We start from the raw sequence: 19,710 nt of genomic DNA on the forward strand, positions 1-19,710 counted from the left end.
TCGGACGTCGGATGTCGGATGTCGGATGTCGGATGTCGGATGTCGGATGTCGGAAGCCTGAAGCCTGAAGCCTGAAGCCTGAAGCATGAAGCTCGAAAAAAGCTTGACGCTGGCTGATCAAAAATCACACTGATCACCAGCGTCCAGCGTCCAGCGTCCAGCGTCCAGCGTCCAGCGTCCAGCGTCCAGCGTCCAGCGTCCAGCGTCCAGCGTCCAGCGTCCAGCGTCCGACTCCGCCAATGCCGACCTGAATCATTCCCCCCCTTCCTTAAGCACTGGTATGATGCGGCTTAATATTGTTCGCATTTAACGTCCTTAAGGAATCTCATGTCTGAAGTGACCACCCTCCGCATCGCTACCCGTAAAAGCCCGCTCGCTATGTGGCAGGCTGAACACATCAAGGCCCGTCTTGAGGCTATGCATCCGGGGCTGGTGGTTGAGCTGGTGACCTTCACCACTCAGGGCGACAAAATCCTTGATGTGCCGCTGGCGAAAATCGGTGGTAAGGGTCTGTTCGTAAAAGAACTGGAAGCCGCTATGCTCGACGGGCGCGCTGATATTGCCGTGCACTCTATGAAAGACGTGCCGATGGAGTTTCCGGAAGGGCTGGAGCTGGGTGTGATCTGCGAACGTGAAAACCCGCAGGATGCCTTCGTCTCCAATACCTACAAGTCGCTTGATGAGTTGCCGCAGGGTGCGGTGGTGGGTACCTCCAGCCTGCGTCGCCAGTGTCAGATTCAGCAGCAGCGCCCGGATCTGGTGATCAAAAGCCTGCGCGGTAACGTACAGACCCGCCTGAGCAAGCTCGATGCCGGTGAATTCGATGCCATCATTCTGGCAGCCGCTGGCCTGCTGCGTATGGAAATGCAGGATCGCTTAACCGCGTTTATTCCGGCCGAACAATCTTTGCCTGCTGGTGGTCAGGGGGCACTGGGTATCGAATGGCGTACAGGCGACACGGCGGTTCACGAGCTGCTTAAGCCGCTGCATGACGACATCACTGCCAGCTGCGTTCTGGCCGAACGAGCGCTGAACCGTCGCCTGCAGGGTGGCTGTCAGGTGCCGATTGCCTGCTATGCCGAACGTAGCGAAGATCAGCTGTGGTTGCGCGGTCTGGTGGGTAGCGTCGATGGTACGACTGTTCTGCGAACTGAAAATCGTGGTGCGGCCGCAGACGCCGAGACTCTGGGGATTCAGGCGGCAGAGCACCTGTTAGAACAGGGTGCAGGTGCTATCCTGAGCGCCGTTTACGGACACGAAGTGAACTGATGACCACTGTGGTGGTTACGCGTCCGGCAGATCAGGCTGATGAGCTGGTGGACGCACTGCAGCAACGTGGTTTTAACGTTCGCCGCCAGCCATTGATCGACATTGAGCCGGTCAGTGATGATGAGCAGGCGGCCCGCTCGGGGTTACGTCAGCGAATTCTTGATCTCGACCAGTATCGTGCCGTCATCGCTATCAGTGCGAATGCTGCCAGCACCGGGCTGGAGTGGCTTGACCGTTACTGGCCACAGCCGCCGCTGGCCATTGACTGGTACGCCGTCGGCCCGAGCACCGCCGAGGTGCTGCGTGCTGAAGGTCTTAACGTGCAGATGCCAGAGAGTCGCTTCGACAGCGAAGGGGTGCTGGCTTTGCCTGGCTTGCAGGCGGATAGTATCTGTGGCGAAAAGGTGCTGATCTGGCGTGGCATCGGCGGCCGTGAAACACTGGCTGCGGTACTGCGTGAGCGTGGCGCGGACGTGCATTATGCTGAATTGTATCAACGCCGGCAGATCGACTGGGGCACCGAATGCTGGCAACAGACGCTGGCTGATGATCCGGTACTGATGCTGAGCAGCAGTCAGGCCCTTGATATTGTCGAGCAGCAGGTGCCGGATCTGGCGCAGCGCATTACCACACTGGTACTGCCCAGCGAACGTATCGCTCATATTGCCGAGGCGAAAGGGTATCGACGCGTACTGGTAGCTGCCAGTGCGCGTGATGAGGACATGCTGTTGTGCCTGCAGGATGGGCTGCAACAGGAATAAGATAAACAACGGACACAGAGCCGGGTAAGGATAAAAACAGTGACCACCGACCAGAAAGATCAGGCGACCTCAACTCCCGCAGAGACTCCGGCAAGCAATGCCGGGCAGACGAAAGCTCTGCCGAATGCTGGCAAAGCCGCGCGCCAGAATGCGCGTATGCATCCGCTGTCGATGGTAAATCTGTTTCTGATCGCGGGTCTGGCCGGCGTAGCCGGTTATGGTGGCTGGCTGGCCTGGCAACAGCAGCAGCAGACGGCCGCCGAAATGGCAGTGCTGCGTGATCGGTTGCAGCAGACTCAGAATGAAGCCAGTGCTCTGGCGGCCACTGAAGGCGAGTTGCTGGTCAAAACCGAAGGCTTACTCAAGCAGGCGTCGTCACTGGCCGAGCAGGTCGCGCACAACACTGACCGTTTAGGCAAACTGCCGGGAGCCGAACGTCAGGACTGGTTGCTGGCGGAAGCCGAATACCTGATGCGCATGGCTAATCAGCGTTTACAGCTCGAGCGTGACTGGAGTGGTGCTCTGAGCATGCTGCAGGCGGCGGATAACGTCCTGGTCGAAACCCGCAACCCGGCGTACAGCAAAGTACGCGCCCAACTGGCCAAAGAAATGCTGGCGTTACGTGCTGCTCCGGCGCTGGACTACACCGGTGCGGTGTTACGTTTGCAGGCGTTGCAGGAAGCTATTCCACAACTGCCATGGGTGCCTGAACGTATGCTGCCTGAGGCTCAGACCGAGGTAGGCGAAGAGCCGGCAGCGGCCAGCGACCTGTCCTGGTACGAAGGGTTATGGCAACGTTTGTCGCAGGCGCTGGTCGGGATGGTACGTATCCGCGACCGTGAGGTACCTGTTCAGGGACCACTCAGCCCTGATCAGCAGTATTACCTGCAGCAGAATATGCACCTGATGCTGGAGCAGGCGCAGATTGCGCTGTTGCGTCAGCAGGCCGATCTTTATCAGCACAGTCTGAAACGTGTTGTTGATTGGCTGAATGAGTACCTGATGATGGCCGACGATCAGGCCCGTGCGGTACAGGCATCACTGCAGGAGCTGCAGCAGTGGAATGTGGCACCAGCGATTCCGGATATCAGCAATTCGCTGCAACTGTTGCAGAAAAAGATCGAAGAACAGCGCCGTGGTACGGTGGCTCCGGCCGCGGAGGCTGACGCATGAGAGTTCTGCTGGTACTGCTGATTGTTACCCTCGCTATCGGTCTGATTGCCGGCACCCTGATGGCGATTGATGCCGGTTATGTGCTGGTGAGCTGGAGCCATTACACCATGGAGACCAGCGTGTGGATATTCATCGCCATGACGCTGGTGGCGATGGGCGTGTTTTACGCACTGCTGCGTTTCAGTCTGTTACTGCTGGGTAGTGACTGGCGCTTCAATGAATGGCGTCGTCAGCGTCGCAATCAGCGCGCCCGCCGTCAGACCACCCGTGGTCTGCTGAGCCTGGCTCAGGGACAGTGGCGCCGTGCCGAGCGTATGCTGACACTCAGCGCTGACGATTCCGATACCCCGCTGATCAACTATCTGGCGGCGGCCCGTGCCGCCTACGAGCAGGGCAAAATGGATGCTGCCGATGAGTGGCTGAAAGCCGCCAGCCAGAGCACCAAAGGCGCCGAGCTGGCAGTTGGTCTGACACAGGCTGAGTTGCTCAACTCCCGTGGCCAGAAAGAACAGGCACTGGCAGTACTGCTGACTTTGCGTAAACAGCACCCGAAGCATGCGTACCTGCTTAAGCTGCTGGTGAAGACCTACCTGGATCTGGAAGATTGGGTGGCATTGCAGGATCTGCTGCCGCTGCTGCGTAAGTCGAGCAAGATTCCGGCGGAAAAAATCCGCGAACTGGAAGAAAATGTTCACCTGCAATTACTGGAACGAGCCGCGCACGGTCATGCCGCCCGCAAGGACAGCGTTACCTCGGCACTGAAGCACCTGTATCAGGAAATTCCACGTAATTCGCGTTATTCGCTGGCCATTACCCGTCGCTATATTGAGTTGCTGAAAGAAGCCGGTGAAGAAAAACTGGCCGAGCAGGAGCTGCGTAACGCGCTCAAATACGTCTGGCACGATGACCTGATCAGTTTGTATGGTGCATTGAACGGCGACGATCCTAACCGCCAGTTACTGTTTGCCGAGCAGCAACTGCAGGAGCGTCCGAATGACCCGGTACTGCTGCTGGTACTGGGCAAGCTGGCACGACGTGAGGGTGATCTGGAGAAAGCCCGTGAGTACCTGCAGACAGGGCTGCGTATTAAGGGCCTGAATGAGCTGCATGCGGAAATGGGTCAGGTGTTGCTGGCCGAAGGCGATGAGACGCTTGCCTGTGAGCACTTCCAGCTAGCATTACGCTGATTGCAGACATAAAAAACGCCAGCATCCGCTGGCGTTTTTTATTTGCCTTGCTGGTTATTCCAGCGCCAGTGACTTACCCACCGATTTGCGCTCCAGCGCCCATTCCTCGGCAGTCTGCACCGCCTGTTCGCCAGGCAGTTGCAGCAGAATCTCAAAGAAGTCTTCGTGCAGGTCGCTTTTCAGCACGTCATTACGCGGGCGGCTGCGAACGACGTAAACGCTTTGTACATTCTGATGATCCATCGCGCGCCACTGCTGTGCATCCTTGAGATGGGTGTAACTATGATTCTCAAGGGCTTTGATCAGCTTCGCAGTGTCCAGTGAACGACTGCGCTCGGCCGCTTCCTTAAACTGGTAAACGATACTGTAGGCTGATGCAGCTGAGCTCGATGGATAGGTGTTGAAGCGCTCCACAAAGGCTTCGACAAAGGCTTTGCCGCCGGCGAAGTCGTACTCATATGGCACGCGCCAGCACCAGGGTACCGTGCCAATCACGCCTTCCATAATGCCGGAGCCAGCCGAGCGCGCCATACCCAGCGTCAGGTTCGGCACTATGATAGTCATCTTGTCCTTCAGCCCCATCTGTTGCGCCACTTTCAGGGCCATGGCCATATCATCGCCAAACTGCACCAGCATCAGCACGTCGGCACCGGAGGCTTCGGCCTGCTGCAATGCATCTTTGAAGTCGGAGTCGCGCGGGCGCGGGTAGGCGGTCAGCACGCCTGAGTGCACTCCCTTGTCTTCGGTATTGGTGAAAGCGCGCAGCGAGTCTTCGGTCGACCAGCCCCAGCTGTAGTCGGCGGTGATGTAGAACAGCTTCTTGTCTTTCAGGCTTTCGTTCAGATAAGCGGCCAGCGCCTTCGCTGCCATATGTGCATTGTAGGTTTCGCGGAACATATATTTGTGTCCCTGCGCGCCGGTGGTTTCGTTGGCGTAGGTGAGGGTGCCGAAGTACAGCAAATCGTGTTTGGCTGCCTCCTGACCAGCTGCAATGGCTACGGCACTGGAAGAACCACCAAACAACATGGACACACCCTGGGCGGCCAGCTCTTTGACGTTGTCGACCGCTTTATCCGGTTTGGATGCGGAGTTGGCAGTAAGTAATTCCACCGGGCGTTTAAGAATGCCGCCCCTGGCATTGATTTCTTCAACCGCCAGCAACGCCCCACGGGCCTGGGCCAGCCCCTGTTCTTTGTAGCGTCCGGTGGATGGGTAATTCAGTCCCAGTTTGATTGGCTCTGCAGCCTGTGCAAATCCAGCCAGCATCAGCAGCCCTGTCAGACACAGGTGCACAATGTTGCGTTTCATCACACGCCCTCATTTATTTGTTCGGACCAGCCATGATGAGATGAGTTGGACAAAGCTGCCTTTACGCTTTAGTCGCATGGGTGAATTACTCAGACCATTAGCGCCTGTTGCTGCTGAGAATGACGGACACAAAAAAGGCCCCTCAGAGAGGAGCCTTGTTTTGCCTTCAGGCGCTTTCTTTGTGCAGATGCACATCCATCTGCGGGAAGGGAATTTCGATCCCTTCAGCATCGAAGCGCAGCTTGATCTGCTCAGTCAGTTCCCACTTCACAGCCCAGTAATCTTCGGCTTTGGCCCATGGTCGAACGACAAAATTCACTGAGGAGTCGGCCAGTTCCGACACCGCAATTTTGGTCTCCGGATCTTTCAGTACTTTGTCATGGGACTCGACAATTTCCTTCAGTAGCGACTTGGCTTTCAGCAGGTCGCTGCCGTAGCTGATGCCGACAATCATATCTACACGGCGGGTGCTCTCTGCGGAAAAATTCACCATAGTATTTCCGAAAACATTGCCATTCGGCACGGTCACCACTTTGTTGTCCGGGGTCTTCAGACGAGTACTGAAAATGGTGATCTGATCGACCGAACCCGACACGCCACCAACCTCAACATAGTCACCCAGCTTGAACGGACGGAAGACAATCAGCATCACACCCGCTGCGAAGTGCGACAGAGAGTCTTTCAGTGCCAGACCAACGGCCAGACCGGCAGCACCAAGTAAGGCGACCAGCGATGTGGTGTCGACGCCCAGCTGTGACAGAGCAAAGACAATCACCAGTAGCGTCAGGGTGGTGCTCAGTACGGTACGCAGGAAGTTGATCAGAATCGGGTCGAGCTTGGCTTTTTCCAGCGCCTTACCGGTGGCGCGGGTAATCATGCCGGCCAGCAGACGACCGACAATAAAGATGACCAGAGCCAGTAGAATCTGAGTGCTCCATGGCAGCACGTAGTCTGTCCACAGTTGCTGTGGGTCGATATTCCATTCCATTACGGATCTCCTGAAGGTTAGTGCAGACGATTATTCAGCCGCGCGGGGCGTAGGCAAAAACGTCTGAGTGCATATTGTTCTGTGACAGTCCAAGCGGCTCAAGCTGGTCTAGGGTGCTGTATACCATGTTCGGTGAGCCACAGGCGAACATCTGAATCTGACTCAGGTCTGTGAAGTCTTCGTGAATAACCTGATAGATCCAGCCTGCACGGCCATGCCAGCCGTCGCTGTGCTGTTCGATAATCGGATGGTAGTGAAAGTTCGCAAACGCTTCGGCCCAGGCCAGCGGCTGTTCACTGAGGTAGAACGCATCGCTGGCTTTATTCGACCAGTAGAGGTGAATTTCCTGCTGCGGATTCCAGCGCAGATAACCTTCGATCAGGCTTTTGATTTGCGAGAAGCCACTGCCAGCAGCCACCATCAGCACGGGTGTGGCACTATGCTGGCGGACAAAATCCGGCTGAATAAAGCAGTCACCAAACGGCAGGGTAACGCGGACGATCACGGCCTGCTGCAGATAGCGGATAACGTCGTCGGCGGTTTCACCATTGGCAGCGATATGCAGTTCGATACGGCGGTTGTCATCGTCCGTACCCGGTGCGCAGGCAATGGAGTAGGGTAACTGCTGTTTGCCTTCGCGGGTTTCGACTTCCAGCATCAGGTACTGGCCGGGCCAGAAATCCACTTTCTTACCAGCCGGTGCCAGCAGTTCGACACGATACACACTGCCCGGCAATGGCATGACGCCAGCTACCTGGCAGGCCAGGGTCAGCTCGGGTTTATGGTATGGAGCGAACACGTCGGACATAGAAATCTCAGCATCGGATTGTGGATAAGCTACGCAACATAATACCTGATTGTCATGCTCAAGTATTGTTTCGCCCAGCTCATTGCGGAAGTTAAAGTCTCCTGACAGGCGTTCGGCCTGGCAGATCTGGCATACCCCGTTTTCGCAGCTGACCGGGACAATGACACCTTGCTCCAGAGCCGCTTCGGCAATGGACTGATCCGGCGGACACTGAATGCGCACGCCGGATGGTTGGAAGGTGATGGTGTGTGACTGCTTCATCTGTCGTTACAGCCCCAGCTCATCCCACATGGCATCCACTTTATCTTTCACCGCCTGATCCATCACAATCGGCGTGCCCCACTCGCGGTCGGTTTCCCCCGGCCACTTATTGGTGGCATCCATCCCCATTTTCGAGCCCAGGCCCGACACCGGTGAGGCAAAATCGAGGTAATCAATCGGCGTGTTTTCAATCAGCGTGGTATCGCGCGCCGGATCCATGCGGGTGGTGATGGCCCAGATCACATCCTCCCAGTTACGGGTATCAACATCCTCATCCACCACAATCACAAACTTGGTGTACATAAACTGACGCAGGAAAGACCAGACCCCCATCATCACGCGCTTGGCGTGACCCGGATACTGTTTCTTCATGCTCACCACCGCCATACGATAGGAGCAGCCTTCCGGTGGCAGATAGAAGTCGACGATTTCCGGGAACTGCTTCTGCAGAATCGGCACAAACACCTCGTTCAGTGCCACCCCGAGAATGGCCGGCTCATCCGGCGGCCGGCCAGTATAGGTGCTGTGGTAAATCGGGTTCTTGCGATGAGTAATGCGCTCCACCGTCAACACCGGGAAGTGATCCACCTCATTGTAGTAACCGGTGTGATCGCCAAACGGCCCCTCCGGCGCCATATCATCCGGATGGATTACACCTTCCAGCACAATTTCGGCCGACGCCGGCACCAGCAGATCGTTACCGATGCTTTTTACCAGCTCGGTGCGGCTATCCCGCAATAAACCGGCAAAGGCGTATTCACTCAGGGTGTCGGGCACCGGTGTCACCGCCCCCAGAATGGTCGCCGGGTCAGCCCCCAGTGCCACCGTCACCGGGAAGGGCTCACCCGGATGGGCCTTCTGCCACTCGAGGAAATCCAGCGCACCACCGCGGTGGCTTAACCAGCGCATAATCACCCGGTTCTTAGCAATCACCTGCTGACGGTAAATACCGAGGTTGTGACGTTCTTTATGCGGCCCTTTGGTGATCACCAGCGGCCAGGTAATTAACGGGCCACCATCGCCCGGCCAGCAATGCTGCACCGGGATTTTGCTCAGGTCGACGGCATCGCCTTCGAGTATCACCTGCTGGCAGTCGGCTTTTTTCACTTCTTTCGGCCCCATACTCAGGACCTTCTTGAAAATCGGCAGCTTCGACCAGGCGTCTTTCATGCCTTTTGGCGGCTCAGGTTCTTTCAGAAACGCCAGCAGCTTACCGACTTCGCGCAGGGCTTCGGTGGATTCTTCTCCCATGCCCATCGCTACCCGCTCAGGTGTGCCAAACAAATTAGCCAGCACCGGCATGTCGTAGCCTGTCGGATTCTCAAACAACAGCGCTGGCCCTTTGGCGCGCAGCACCCGATCAGCGATTTCGGTCATTTCCAGATGCGGATCAACCGGAGTTTTAATGCGTTTCAGCTCGCCACGCTTTTCCAGCATTTTGATAAAGTCGCGCAGGTCTTTGTATTTCACCAACTGCCTCATCTGTCAGCTTAGGATGGATAATTGCCGAAGTATTCTAACAGCTTCCGACTGGCCCGGCTGTATAACTGCTGTATAATCAGCGGCTTTCTGTGTTCCCCGGTTGAAACATCGCATGCAAGCCCGAACCACTCTGATCTCTGCCGCCATTGCCGGTTTTAGCGGCGTTGCGCTGGGCGCGTTTGGTGCCCATGGCCTTAAGAGTGTGTTATCGGCCAATATGCTTGCCGTCTGGCAAACCGCAGTGCAGTACCATCTGGTCCACAGCGTGGTGTTGCTGGCTCTGGCGGTGGCACTGATGACGCTGCCACCAGGCACCACAACGATCTGGCTGCGCCGTTCTGCCGGGCTGATGCTCGCCGGCTTGCTGTTGTTTAGCGGCAGCCTGTACCTGATGGCACTGACGGGCATCCGCCCATTGGGAATCATTACCCCGATTGGCGGTGTCAGCTGGCTGATTGGATGGGCGTTGCTGCTGGTGGCTGCCAGTAAACTGAAAACGCCTGAGCATTCCTGAATTTTATTTTTGCAGGTCCTGACTGTGACAGAAGAAAACCAGAACGAAACCGTGGAACAACAAGGTAGCGAGGAAAAGCCTCAGTACCGTCGCGGTATTAAAAGCTTTGTAATTCGTGCCGGTCGACTGACCAAAGGCCAGGAAGGCGCACTTGAGCGTCAGTGGCCGGTGATGGGCATGACACTGGAACAAGGCCCGATCGTACCGGCTGAGGTGTTTGGCCGTGATGGTCATGTGGTACTGGAAATCGGTTATGGCATGGGCCAGTCACTGGTGCAAATGGCACAGGCCGCGCCGGAAAAAGACTTTATTGGTGTTGAAGTGCACCTGCCGGGTGTTGGCTCGCTGCTGAATCTGGCAGAAGAAGCCGGCGTTACTAACCTGCGCACTTATAAAGACGATGCCATTGAAGTGCTGAAACTGATTCCGGATAACAGCATCGATACTGTGCAGTTATTTTTCCCCGATCCGTGGCACAAGAAAAAGCACCATAAGCGTCGTATCGTACAGACTGAGTTTGCTCAGACTCTGCGCCGTATTCTCAAGCCGGGCGGTATTTTCCATATGGCCACCGACTGGGAAAACTATATGGAGCATATGATCGAAGTGATGGATGCTCAGGAAGGCTACGAAAATATTGCCGGTAACGGTAACTGCGTGCCGCGCCCGGAACACCGCCCGCTGACTAAGTTTGAAAAACGTGGTGAGCGTAAAGGGCATGGTGTGTGGGATATGATGTATCGCAAGATCCACTAGCTGTCAGACGTCTGACGTCTGACGCCTGACGCCTGACGCCTGACGCCTGATGCTCGATGCTCGATGCTCGATGCTCGAATTTACCTGGTAGGGTGCGCACTGCGCACCGCAGACGTTTGCTATAGATTCCAGCGTCCAGCGCCGACATCCGACATCCGACATCCGACATCCGACTTTAAATAAGGAAATAAATCATGCTGAAAAAAGACAAAGAAAAAGTATTCGGTGGTGAGTGGAGCGAAGACATGCTGCGCGAATTTTTATCCGCCGAAAGCTACGACGGCAGCGATGCCGATTACGTTGCAGCGATTCGTGCCTACCGTCATATGCTGCCGGAAGTATTCGCGGATTACGTTGGTCTGTTCGCAGCGGAAGGCCATGATGTAAACGCGAAAAATGCACAGGGTGTGACTCTGCTGCAAACCATCGCCAGCCATACAAAAGGTGCTCCGTACGCTGAATCGCTGCGTGCTGCCGGCGCTGCCTGATCTATGAAAAAAATCCTGCTGGCGATGGTTATCATCGCCTGCTGGTGGTGGCTCCGTCCGCAGCCTGTAGTGATTGAAAACGGCGCACAGGGGTATCAGGCCGGAGACTACCGCATTACGGTATTGCAGGATTCTTTTACGCTGACCGCCCGGGTCCTCGGGCGCGAAGATTATTCCTTTGGCCGTGAGGCCGATATTTCTGCCACCGATCTGGCATTGGGCTGGGGTTCGATGGCACAGCCAGACATTTACTCTCAGTTTGAAATTCGCCAGAGCAACCGCTGGTATTACTGGCAAGCCAGTAGGTTACCGATTCCTCGTCGTGATGTTGAACGTCAGTCTGCAAACATGCATATGATCGCAGCCGATGCTGCCGTTGCGCAAAATCTGGCAGCTGTGCGTAAACATCAACTCATTCAGTTGCAGGGAAAACTGGTGCGGGTTGATGCCAGTGATGGCTGGCACTGGGTAAGCTCCCTGAGTCGTGACGACGTTGGTAATGGTGCCTGCGAGCTGGTACTACTGGAAGCAATACAGGTTGTCAGTGATTGATGTTCTGGTTGTCGTGAGCATCGTCCAGCCACTTCTGTCTGGCTTCAAGAATTTCCGGCAGTGCATTAAAGAAATGTTCGACCAGCTGCGGATCAAAATGTTTACCGCTTTGCTCGCGTATTAACTGGCAGGCATCATCAATGGTCCAGGCCTTTTTATAGGGACGTTCGCTGGTCAGCGCGTCGAATACATCGGCGATTGCAACAATACGCGCTTCCAGCGGAATCGCTTCTCCCGCTAACCCCTGCGGGTAGCCGCTTCCATCCCATTTTTCGTGATGGCACAGGGCAATGTCCCGTGCCATTTTCAGCAGACTGGAACCATCTTCGCCAATAATTTCCGCACCAATCTGTGCATGGCGCTGCATGATCTCCCATTCATCCGGATCAAGTTTTCCCGGTTTCAGCAGCACCGCATCAGGAATGCCGATTTTGCCGATGTCATGCATTGGCGCTGCATTCAAAAGATCGTCGAGGTGATGCTCATCGAGCCCAAGCTGACGACCAATAATCAGAGAAAAAAGACTCGTGCGAATGACATGGCGGCCGGTTTCATTGTCTTTGTATTCGGCGGCGCGGCCGAGGCGCTGAACAATCGACAAACGGGTTTGTTTCAGTTCGTCGGCACGCACCAGAGACAGATGTGTTTTTACCCGCGCTCTTACAATCGCGGGCCTGACCGGCTTGGTAAGATAGTCGACAGCTCCCAGTTCGAAGCCTTTGGTCTCGTCGTCTTCCTGAGCTAGTGCGGTCACAAAAATCACCGGAATATGTGCTGTCTTGTCCTGAGCTTTTAACCGGGCGCAGGTCTGATGTCCGGAAATTCCGGGCATCATTACATCAAGCAGAATTAAATCCGGTTGTTCTGCCAGAGCAAGAGCGAGCGCTTTTTCTCCGTCGCGAGCAAACAGCAAGCGATATTCGGTTTCCAGAATATTTTTCAGAACCTGAAGGTTTGCTGCTTCGTCATCAACCAGCAGAATGGTATTTCCGGGCACAGGTTTACTCCCCTTTCTCAGTCTGTTGGATAAAGGCTTGCAGCAATGCTGAAAGACTTTCTGCATCAAATTCCATTTCGGCCTCACGTGCCTGTTCTCGTAACCCCGAAGGCAACATACGGATGGCTTTGCTTATCATGCTATCGGGAAATTCACCCGCCATCAGTTTTTCGCTCAGAGCCTGAATAAACAAAGCGTCCACTTCATCCTGTTGCGTGTCTGCAGACTCGGATGCATGTTCAGTCGATTGCATTTCCAGACGAACTGCATGAAATGCATTAAATACAGTATTCAGATTGCGGTCGTTTACCTCGCCTTGCGTGAGCTCGCTTTCAAGTTGCTGGTAGACCGCCGCCAGCGATGTCAGACACAGGTTGGCAGAGACACCTTTCAGTCGGTGGAGGTGTTTCAGTGCTTCATCGGCATCCGTTTTAATCCAGTCTTTCAGTTGTTGTGGCTGATTCTGTGCGTCGTTAATAAAATGACGTATCGCGGCCGTGAGTTTCTCTTTTGTGCCCCATAAACTGTTTCCCTGTTGCCAGTCGATACTTAGCTGCGGGCGTGATTGAGACCTGTGTGTCTGTTGACTGGCTTGCAGCCCCAGGGCTCGCGCAATTTCCTGAGTCAGCTGGGCAACGTTCAGTGGTTTGCTGGCGAATCCGTTCATACCAGAATCGCTGGCACTGACACGGTCCTGTTCCAGTACGCTGGCCGTTAACGCAATGATGGGGGTTTCCTGTCGCTGATGCTGATTCTCCCACTGGCGAATGGCTTTACTGGTCTCGTGGCCATCCATCTCCGGCATCTGAACGTCCATCAGTACCAGGTCAAACAGACCGGAGCGGAACAGCGTCAGAGCATCGCGGCCATTACTGACAGAAATCAGCTGATGCCCACGTTGACTGAGAATAGCTTCGAGTAATTGCAGGTTTTGTGGAACGTCGTCAGCAGCCAGTATTCGTAATGGTGGTAGTGGGTATTCGGGTAATTCGCTGATGTCATCCTCAACGGGTTCTCCAATGGGCAGAGGTAACCGGACGCTGAAGGTTGTACCACTCCCCACGGTACTGACCACACTGATCTGACCACCCATCAGTTCAGTTAACTGACGGGCAATCGTGGTTCCCAGGCCGGTTCCTCCAAAGCGCCGCGTCATACTGGAATCTGCCTGGGAAAACGGCGCAAATATCGATTCCAGTCTGTCTTGCGGGATGCCGATGCCGCTGTCTTCAACGTCTATAGTAACGCCGGGTTCTGTTGTCAGCGGAGAGACCTTAAGGTTCACACTGCCGTGCTGAGTAAATTTGACGGCATTGCTTAACAGGTTGAGCACGATCTGCTGGATGCGCAGCGGATCACCGCAAAAAAACTCATCTGTCTGCGGGCTGTAATCCAGAGTCAGTTGCAGGCCCTTGCGCGCAGCATTGAGGCTTTGGGTGGCAACAATATGCTGGCACAACGCTAACAAAGAGAAATTACGTTGTTCAAACTGAGCGCGGCCACTGTCGAATTTAGCTGTATCGAGAATGTCGTTCAGTAACGCCAGCAGTGACTGAGCTGAATTACGCACGATGCCCAGATTCTGCTGTTGATGCTCATTCAGTGGGCTGTCCATCAGGAGCTCGGTGAAGCCGAGAATGGCGTTCATCGGGGTGCGGATTTCATGGCTCATTTTGGCGAGGAAAGCGCTTTTGGCCTGAGCGGCTTCTTCAGCCTGTTCCTTGGCACTGCGCAGGTCATGCTCCATTACGTAGCGTTCCGTAATATCACTGAGGAAACCCACAAAGCGTGGTGTGCCACCGCGCTTGAACTCACCAATGGCCAGTCGCACCGGAATTTCGTGACCATCTTTATGCAGGGCCATGACTTCGCGTCCCTGGCCGATAATGCGAGCTTCGCCGGTTGCGAGGTAATTCGCCAGATAATGATCATGGAGCTCACGATGCGGAGCGGGCATTAACATGCTGACGTTGCGGCCAAGCAACTCCTGCTGCGAATAGCCGAGCATGCGTTCTACCGAGCGGTTTACAGACAGTATTTCCCCCGAGGCGGAAATTTTCACAATGGCGTCGACTGCGGTATCGAACATCGCCTGCAACTCGCTGCTGGACTCATTGCTGTGCTGCAGTAACGCGCGGTAGCGCACCAGTGCATTAAGAGCACCGATGAAGATTCCCAGCAGGATGGTTGCGGCGGCAATGGCAAACGACAATAAATAATGTTGCTGGCTGCCGGGCTGGTAATTCTGATCGGCGAAGCCGACAAAACGGGCGGCTTCCATCGCGGTGTAATGCATCCCGGCAATGGCGAGCCCCATTATGCTGCCGGCAATCAGGCGGCGGGTATTACCGCTCATTGCACGGCGTCCACGCAGGCCGAAGCTAACCCACAATGACAGCGTTGCCAGAGCCGCTGCGACGACAATAGACAGCGCAAAGTAAGCCGGGTCGTAGCGCAATGATGGGCCCAGAACCATGGCTGCCATGCCCACGTAATGCATGCTACCGATACCGAGCCCGACAACTACGCCTCCGGCCAGCAGCCGGTGCCAGGTGACATCCTTGCCAGATAGCATGGTCAGAGTCACCCAGGCGGCGAATATGGCCGGTAGCATAGAGAGCAGTGTTATATCGGCCCGGTAATCAACCGGTGTGCACAGATCAAAGGCGAGCATGCCAATAAAGTGCATGGACCACACACCAACGCCCAGCGCTCCAGCCCCGGTAATAAGATGCAGGCGCTGCATCCCCGGAGTGGGCGTACGTCTGGCTGCTGCCGATAATGTCAGCGCCAGATAGGATGTGAGCACCGCAATAATCAGAGAGAGTGCGACCAGTGCGGGGTCATATTCACCAATCAGTAGCAGCTCGGTAGCGACGGATTGGGTAAGAAAAAGATCGGAAACTGCCAGCATCAGTGCGAATTCCATGAGTCGTGGGTTTCGCCAGTGCGGCCTGGAAGTAACGCCTGCCAGACGCCGGAAAGACACTCAAAGCGATACTTTCAGGTTAGTCCAGATTTCGCGGATCTGCCGGATATCGGGCTTTTAGACTATCGCTGAGGTAAAGGCTGTCAGGTGATTGCGAATGTGCAGCCAGTGCGCGTTTTCATACTGCTGGTGCGTCAGGTCGCCATAGGCAAAATGCGGAGCCAGTTCGCCACTGTGGGCGAGGAAACGAGCGGCACTGGCCTGCAGCAGCTGAAAAGCATTTTCGGTACTGAGGCTTTCATCCAGATCGGGTGCCCCCGGGATGGCCTGATCGAGAGGGTGACGCATGGCGCCAACGGCACCGAATACGCTGAACGCAGCGCTGCCTGCCGTTGCGCGGAAGGCCGCTGATTTCAGCTGTGGATAACCATCGATGGCGTAATCGATACTCTGTGCCAGATGCTGAAACACCTGAGCCACGGACCATGCGCCATCATTCTTTAACTGTGCTAAAGGCATCGCAGCCACTTCTTCGATTAACGCAGCCAGATCAAACTGATGACTGTCGGCAACCTGCTTAACCGCAACGCCACTCAGTAACAGACCTGTGGTACCTGCCAGTGAAGCGGCTAAAAAACGACGGCGATCCATAACTATCCGATGATTGTCTGTGAGCGATGGGCCAGTATGCGTGGCAAGCAGCGCATTGCCAATCGCCGCTTTACGCCACCTCACTCTGTGGCAGTGGTTCCGTGCGGGTTACCAGCAGCTGATTGATCTTGTAGCTTTCTATATCGACTACTTCAAACTTGTAGCCGGCGTAGCTGACGGAATCGGTACGTTTGGGAATCTTACGCAGCATAAACATCATAAAGCCGGCGACGGTTTCATAGTTTTCTGCTTGTGGAAAACTGTCGATTTCCAGCACGCGCATAACATCAGCCAGCGGTGTCAGGCCATCGACCAGCCAGGAGTTTTTATCACGCTCGATAATCTGCTCTTCTTCATTTACGACCAGTTCGCCCATAACAATGCTCATGACATCTTTCAGGGTGACGACGCCGACGACCAAAGCATATTCATTGATAACAACCGCAAAATCAGACCCCGTCGATTTGAACTGCTCCAGTACTTCATACAGCGTCAGCGTGTCAGGCAGGATCGGCAATGTTTTTAGTATGCCCTCGGCGGTCATCGATATAGGTTGCTCATTCAGCACCTGAATCAGCAGGTCACGACTGTCGACACAACCGACGATGTTATCCAGCACGTCATTACAAACCAGAAACTTAGAATGAGGATGTTCTCCCAGCTTGGCTTTAATGCTGTCGATGGGTTCATCCTGCAGGAAGTAAATCAGGTTCTCGCGCTGGGTCATGGCGGACGTGACGGTACGGGACTCAATTTCAAACACGTTTTCCAGTAGCTGGTGTTCATGCTGCTGCAGCACACCGGCCTGAGCACCGGCATCCATCATCGCCATGATGTCGCCGGAGGTAATGTCGTTCTGACGCATGGTCGGCAGGCGCAGCAGGTGGAAGAACAGATTCGCCAGTCCATTGAAAAACCACACCAGCGGCTTGAGCAGGGTAATCAGCAACAGCATAGGTTTAACCACGGCTAAGGCGATGTCCTCTGGCGCGATCATTGCCAGTCGTTTAGGGATCAGGTCGGCAAACAGAATAAACAGAGCGGTGACCAGAAAAACCGAAAAGCCGAATGACAGCAGGCTCAGCCAGGGTTCTTCGATAAACAGCGATAAAACAACCGCCGCGTAGGGCGTAAAAAACGACTCACCGATAATACCGCCAAGAATGGCAACGGCATTCAGACCGATCTGCACAACGGTGAAAAAATTCCCCGGCGCTTCCTGCAGTTGCAGCACTTTTGCAGCGCGAGCATTGCCCTCGTTACTGAGCAGTTGCAGACGGGTTTTGCGAGCCGCTGCCAGCGCAATTTCAGACACAGAAAAAAACGAGCTGGTAACCACAAGGGCCAGCATCATCAGCATGGTTTCGGAGGGGGTCATGGTATCACCGCAGGTGTGGCGGCTGGGCCCGGACGGAGTCAGCCTGAGTGCTGCGGAGTATAGCTGAACGGTAGTGGAAGAATAGCGAAATCGGAACAGGTTGTGTTACTGGCTTCTGGAGCAGGGCGGCCGTTCCTGCTGTACCTGCCACCACAGATACCTCGTTTGCTGAACCCGATTAAGTAGAAGGTGGAAATCGTGTCACGATGCCTTCGAGCCAGAGTTTGCCAGTGTAGCTTTGAGAGGGCGTGGGAAACAACTAGCGGGCTCAGGGTTAGGGGATAGCGAAAATCCCCCGGATTGTCTACTACTCAGCCTCTTCAAGCTGCTCGGTCAGTTCCATCCATTCCATTTCGATGTCTTCCAATTCGCCTTTAATTTTGCCCTGTTGTTGCAGCAGTTTATTCAGATCGTCTTTGCGTGCGGCATCGTACAGGGTGTTGTCGCTGAGCTGCTCTTCAATGTCGCCCAGCTGGCTTTGTAACTTTTCCATCTGCTTTTCAGCGGCTTGTTGTTTTTTACGCAGTGGTGCCAGGCGCTGGCGGCGTTCGGCTTCCAGACGTTTCTGTTCTTTGCGATCGACAACTGGTTTGGCGGCTGGTGCGTTATCTTCGTTAGCCACTGAACTTTCCAGCAGCACTTCACGTTGCTGCAGATAGTCGTGGTAGTCGTCGAGGTCGCCGTCGAATTCTTTCACCTGGCCATTATCAACCAGCCAGTACTCATCGACGGTGGCTTTCAGCAGGTGACGGTCGTGGCTGACGATAAGAATGGCACCGGGGAAATTCTGCAGCGCTACAGTCAGTGCCTCGCGCATTTCGATATCCAGATGGTTGGTCGGTTCGTCCATGATCAGCAGGTTGGGTTTCATCCATGCCACACACGCCAGTGCCAGACGTGCTTTCTCACCGCCGGAGAAGGGTTCGATGACTTCCAGGGCGCGATCACCATGAAAACCAAAGCCGCCGAGGAAGTTACGGATTTCCTGTTCCGATGCTTTTGGTCGCAGGCGTTGCAGAATCAGAGCGCCGCTGGCTTTTACATCAAGGGATTCGAGTTGATGCTGAGCGTAATAGCCGATGCGCAGGTGTTCGCCTTCGGAACGCTCGCCGCTGACCATTGGCAGTTCTTCGCACAGGGTTTTCAGCAGAGTCGATTTACCTGCACCGTTGGGTCCGAGCAGACCGACGCGGTGGCCTGGTACGATGCTGAGTTTCACGTCCGGCAGAATGGTTTTTTCGGCATAACCCAGAGCGGCATGGTCGATGGCCAGCAGTGGCGTCGACATCTTTTCGTAGGCCGGAAATTCGAAACGAAATGGCGAGTCGACATGCGCAGGGGCAATCAGCTCCATACGCTGCAATTCTTTTAAACGGCTCTGAGCTTGTTTGGCTTTGCTGGCTTTGGCCTTAAAGCGGGTGACGAACTTTTCGATCTCTGCGACGCGTTCCTGTTGTTTCTCATACACGCTCTGCTGCTGCGCGAGTTTTTCGGCGCGAATGCGTTCGTAGGCGCTGTAGTTACCCGGATAAAGTGTCAGAGACTGGTTATGCAGATGGACGATGTTGTTGGCGACGCCGTCGATAAAATCGCGGTCGTGGGAAATGAACAGCAGTGTGCCCGGGTAACCTTTCAGATACTGTTCCAGCCACAGGGTCGCTTCTAAATCCAGGTGGTTGGTTGGTTCGTCGAGCAGCATCAGGTCGGATGGCATCATCAGCGCCTGAGCAAGGTTGAGGCGAATGCGCCAGCCACCGGAAAAACTTTTCACCGGCAGACGCAGCTGGTCTTTGCTGAAACCTAAACCGTGCAGCAGTTGCTCGGCCTTAACCGGCACCTGATAGCCCTGATGCTGATCCATTTTATCCAGCCAGTCGGCCAGTTCGTTATCGCTGCTGGCGTTGGCAATACCAGCTTCGATGCTGCGGTAAATGCTGTCGCCATCCATCGCGTAATCCAGTGCTGAGCGATCACTGGCTTCAACTTCCTGACGCATATGGGCGATACGCCACTTCTGCGGAATATACAGGTCACCGCCGTCGACACCCAGTTCACCATTAAGCAGCGCAAACAGGCTCGATTTGCCGGCGCCGTTCGGGCCGATCAATGCCATCTTCTGGCCATCGTGAATACGCAGGCTGGCTTCTTTAAGAAGCATCTGCGTGCCGCGTTGCATGGAAACCTGATTAAATTCGATCATATCTGCAG

General features: G+C 55.0%; 18 protein-coding genes. 8 read left to right on the forward strand and 10 right to left on the reverse strand.

What is annotated here, in order from left to right:
• Window positions 1–133: 133 nt before the first annotated feature.
• Window positions 134–256, reverse strand: coding sequence for a hypothetical protein (locus tag I9W95_RS18350; protein ID WP_263866117.1), 123 nt, complete (start codon window positions 254–256; stop codon window positions 134–136).
• A 71-nt stretch (window positions 257–327) separates the two neighbouring features.
• On the opposite strand from I9W95_RS18350, the gene hemC reads away from it, so the two are divergent.
• From hemC to I9W95_RS06220, 4 genes are read left to right on the forward strand one after another with little or no spacing between them, the layout of a single operon-like run.
• Entirely contained in the window at window positions 328–1,269 is a 942-nt protein-coding gene (hemC, locus tag I9W95_RS06205; protein ID WP_225672954.1) for a hydroxymethylbilane synthase, read from the forward strand.
• Window positions 1,269–2,030 (forward strand): uroporphyrinogen-III synthase, encoded by a 762-nt coding sequence (locus I9W95_RS06210; protein WP_225672957.1) that lies wholly within the window; start codon window positions 1,269–1,271, stop codon window positions 2,028–2,030. Before hemC ends, I9W95_RS06210 begins: the two co-directional genes overlap by 1 nt.
• Before the next feature lie 39 nt (window positions 2,031–2,069).
• Window positions 2,070–3,203: a uroporphyrinogen-III C-methyltransferase gene (locus I9W95_RS06215; RefSeq protein WP_225672960.1), complete on the forward strand. Its 1,134-nt coding sequence runs from the start codon at window positions 2,070–2,072 to the stop codon at window positions 3,201–3,203.
• Window positions 3,200–4,390, forward strand: a complete 1,191-nt coding sequence (locus tag I9W95_RS06220) for a heme biosynthesis HemY N-terminal domain-containing protein (RefSeq protein ID WP_225672962.1) — start codon at window positions 3,200–3,202, stop codon at window positions 4,388–4,390. Before I9W95_RS06215 ends, I9W95_RS06220 begins: the two co-directional genes overlap by 4 nt.
• A 54-nt stretch (window positions 4,391–4,444) precedes the next feature.
• On the opposite strand, the gene I9W95_RS06225 is transcribed toward I9W95_RS06220, so the two are convergent.
• From I9W95_RS06225 to ubiD, 4 genes are all read right to left on the reverse strand, one after another.
• Entirely contained in the window at window positions 4,445–5,698 is a 1,254-nt protein-coding gene (locus I9W95_RS06225) for an ABC transporter substrate-binding protein (RefSeq protein WP_225672965.1), read from the reverse strand.
• A 166-nt stretch (window positions 5,699–5,864) separates the two neighbouring features.
• Entirely contained in the window at window positions 5,865–6,686 is an 822-nt protein-coding gene (locus I9W95_RS06230; protein WP_225672967.1) for a mechanosensitive ion channel family protein, read from the reverse strand.
• 34 nt (window positions 6,687–6,720) lie between these two features.
• On the reverse strand, window positions 6,721–7,755 hold the full coding sequence (locus I9W95_RS06235) for a 2Fe-2S iron-sulfur cluster-binding protein (protein ID WP_225672970.1): 1,035 nt from the start codon (window positions 7,753–7,755) through the stop codon (window positions 6,721–6,723).
• Between the two features lie 6 nt (window positions 7,756–7,761).
• A complete protein-coding gene (gene ubiD, locus I9W95_RS06240; protein WP_225672971.1) occupies window positions 7,762–9,225 on the reverse strand; it encodes a 4-hydroxy-3-polyprenylbenzoate decarboxylase in 1,464 nt (487 codons plus the stop codon).
• A 124-nt stretch (window positions 9,226–9,349) separates the two neighbouring features.
• On the opposite strand from ubiD, the gene I9W95_RS06245 reads away from it, so the two are divergent.
• From I9W95_RS06245 to I9W95_RS06260, 4 genes are all read left to right on the forward strand, one after another.
• A complete protein-coding gene (locus I9W95_RS06245) occupies window positions 9,350–9,751 on the forward strand; it encodes a DUF423 domain-containing protein (RefSeq protein WP_225672973.1) in 402 nt (133 codons plus the stop codon).
• A gap of 24 nt (window positions 9,752–9,775) precedes the next feature.
• Window positions 9,776–10,507 carry a tRNA (guanosine(46)-N7)-methyltransferase TrmB gene (trmB, locus tag I9W95_RS06250; RefSeq protein ID WP_225672975.1) on the forward strand — a complete coding sequence of 244 codons (732 nt, stop codon included), beginning with the start codon at window positions 9,776–9,778 and terminating at the stop codon, window positions 10,505–10,507.
• A gap of 194 nt (window positions 10,508–10,701) precedes the next feature.
• Window positions 10,702–10,995: a PA4642 family protein gene (locus tag I9W95_RS06255; protein WP_225672977.1), complete on the forward strand. Its 294-nt coding sequence runs from the start codon at window positions 10,702–10,704 to the stop codon at window positions 10,993–10,995.
• A gap of 3 nt (window positions 10,996–10,998) precedes the next feature.
• Window positions 10,999–11,547, forward strand: a complete 549-nt coding sequence (locus I9W95_RS06260) for a hypothetical protein (protein WP_225672979.1) — start codon at window positions 10,999–11,001, stop codon at window positions 11,545–11,547.
• Here I9W95_RS06260 and I9W95_RS06265 read toward each other — a convergent pair.
• The 5 genes from I9W95_RS06265 to I9W95_RS06285 form a co-directional block, all read right to left on the reverse strand.
• Entirely contained in the window at window positions 11,537–12,544 is a 1,008-nt protein-coding gene (locus tag I9W95_RS06265; RefSeq protein ID WP_225672982.1) for an HD-GYP domain-containing protein, read from the reverse strand. The genes I9W95_RS06260 and I9W95_RS06265 overlap by 11 nt on opposite strands.
• 4 nt (window positions 12,545–12,548) lie before the next feature.
• Window positions 12,549–15,473: an MHYT domain-containing protein gene (locus tag I9W95_RS06270; RefSeq protein ID WP_225672984.1), complete on the reverse strand. Its 2,925-nt coding sequence runs from the start codon at window positions 15,471–15,473 to the stop codon at window positions 12,549–12,551.
• Between the two features lie 117 nt (window positions 15,474–15,590).
• Window positions 15,591–16,124: a DUF1569 domain-containing protein gene (locus I9W95_RS06275; RefSeq protein ID WP_225672987.1), complete on the reverse strand. Its 534-nt coding sequence runs from the start codon at window positions 16,122–16,124 to the stop codon at window positions 15,591–15,593.
• A gap of 70 nt (window positions 16,125–16,194) precedes the next feature.
• A complete protein-coding gene (locus tag I9W95_RS06280; RefSeq protein WP_225672989.1) occupies window positions 16,195–17,502 on the reverse strand; it encodes a hemolysin family protein in 1,308 nt (435 codons plus the stop codon).
• Between the two features lie 307 nt (window positions 17,503–17,809).
• On the reverse strand, window positions 17,810–19,702 hold the full coding sequence (locus tag I9W95_RS06285; RefSeq protein ID WP_225672991.1) for an ATP-binding cassette domain-containing protein: 1,893 nt from the start codon (window positions 19,700–19,702) through the stop codon (window positions 17,810–17,812).
• Window positions 19,703–19,710 lie beyond the last annotated feature (8 nt).

Source organism: Thalassolituus marinus, assembly GCF_020320395.1.
GTDB lineage: Bacteria > Pseudomonadota > Gammaproteobacteria > Pseudomonadales > Oceanobacteraceae > Venatoribacter > Venatoribacter marinus.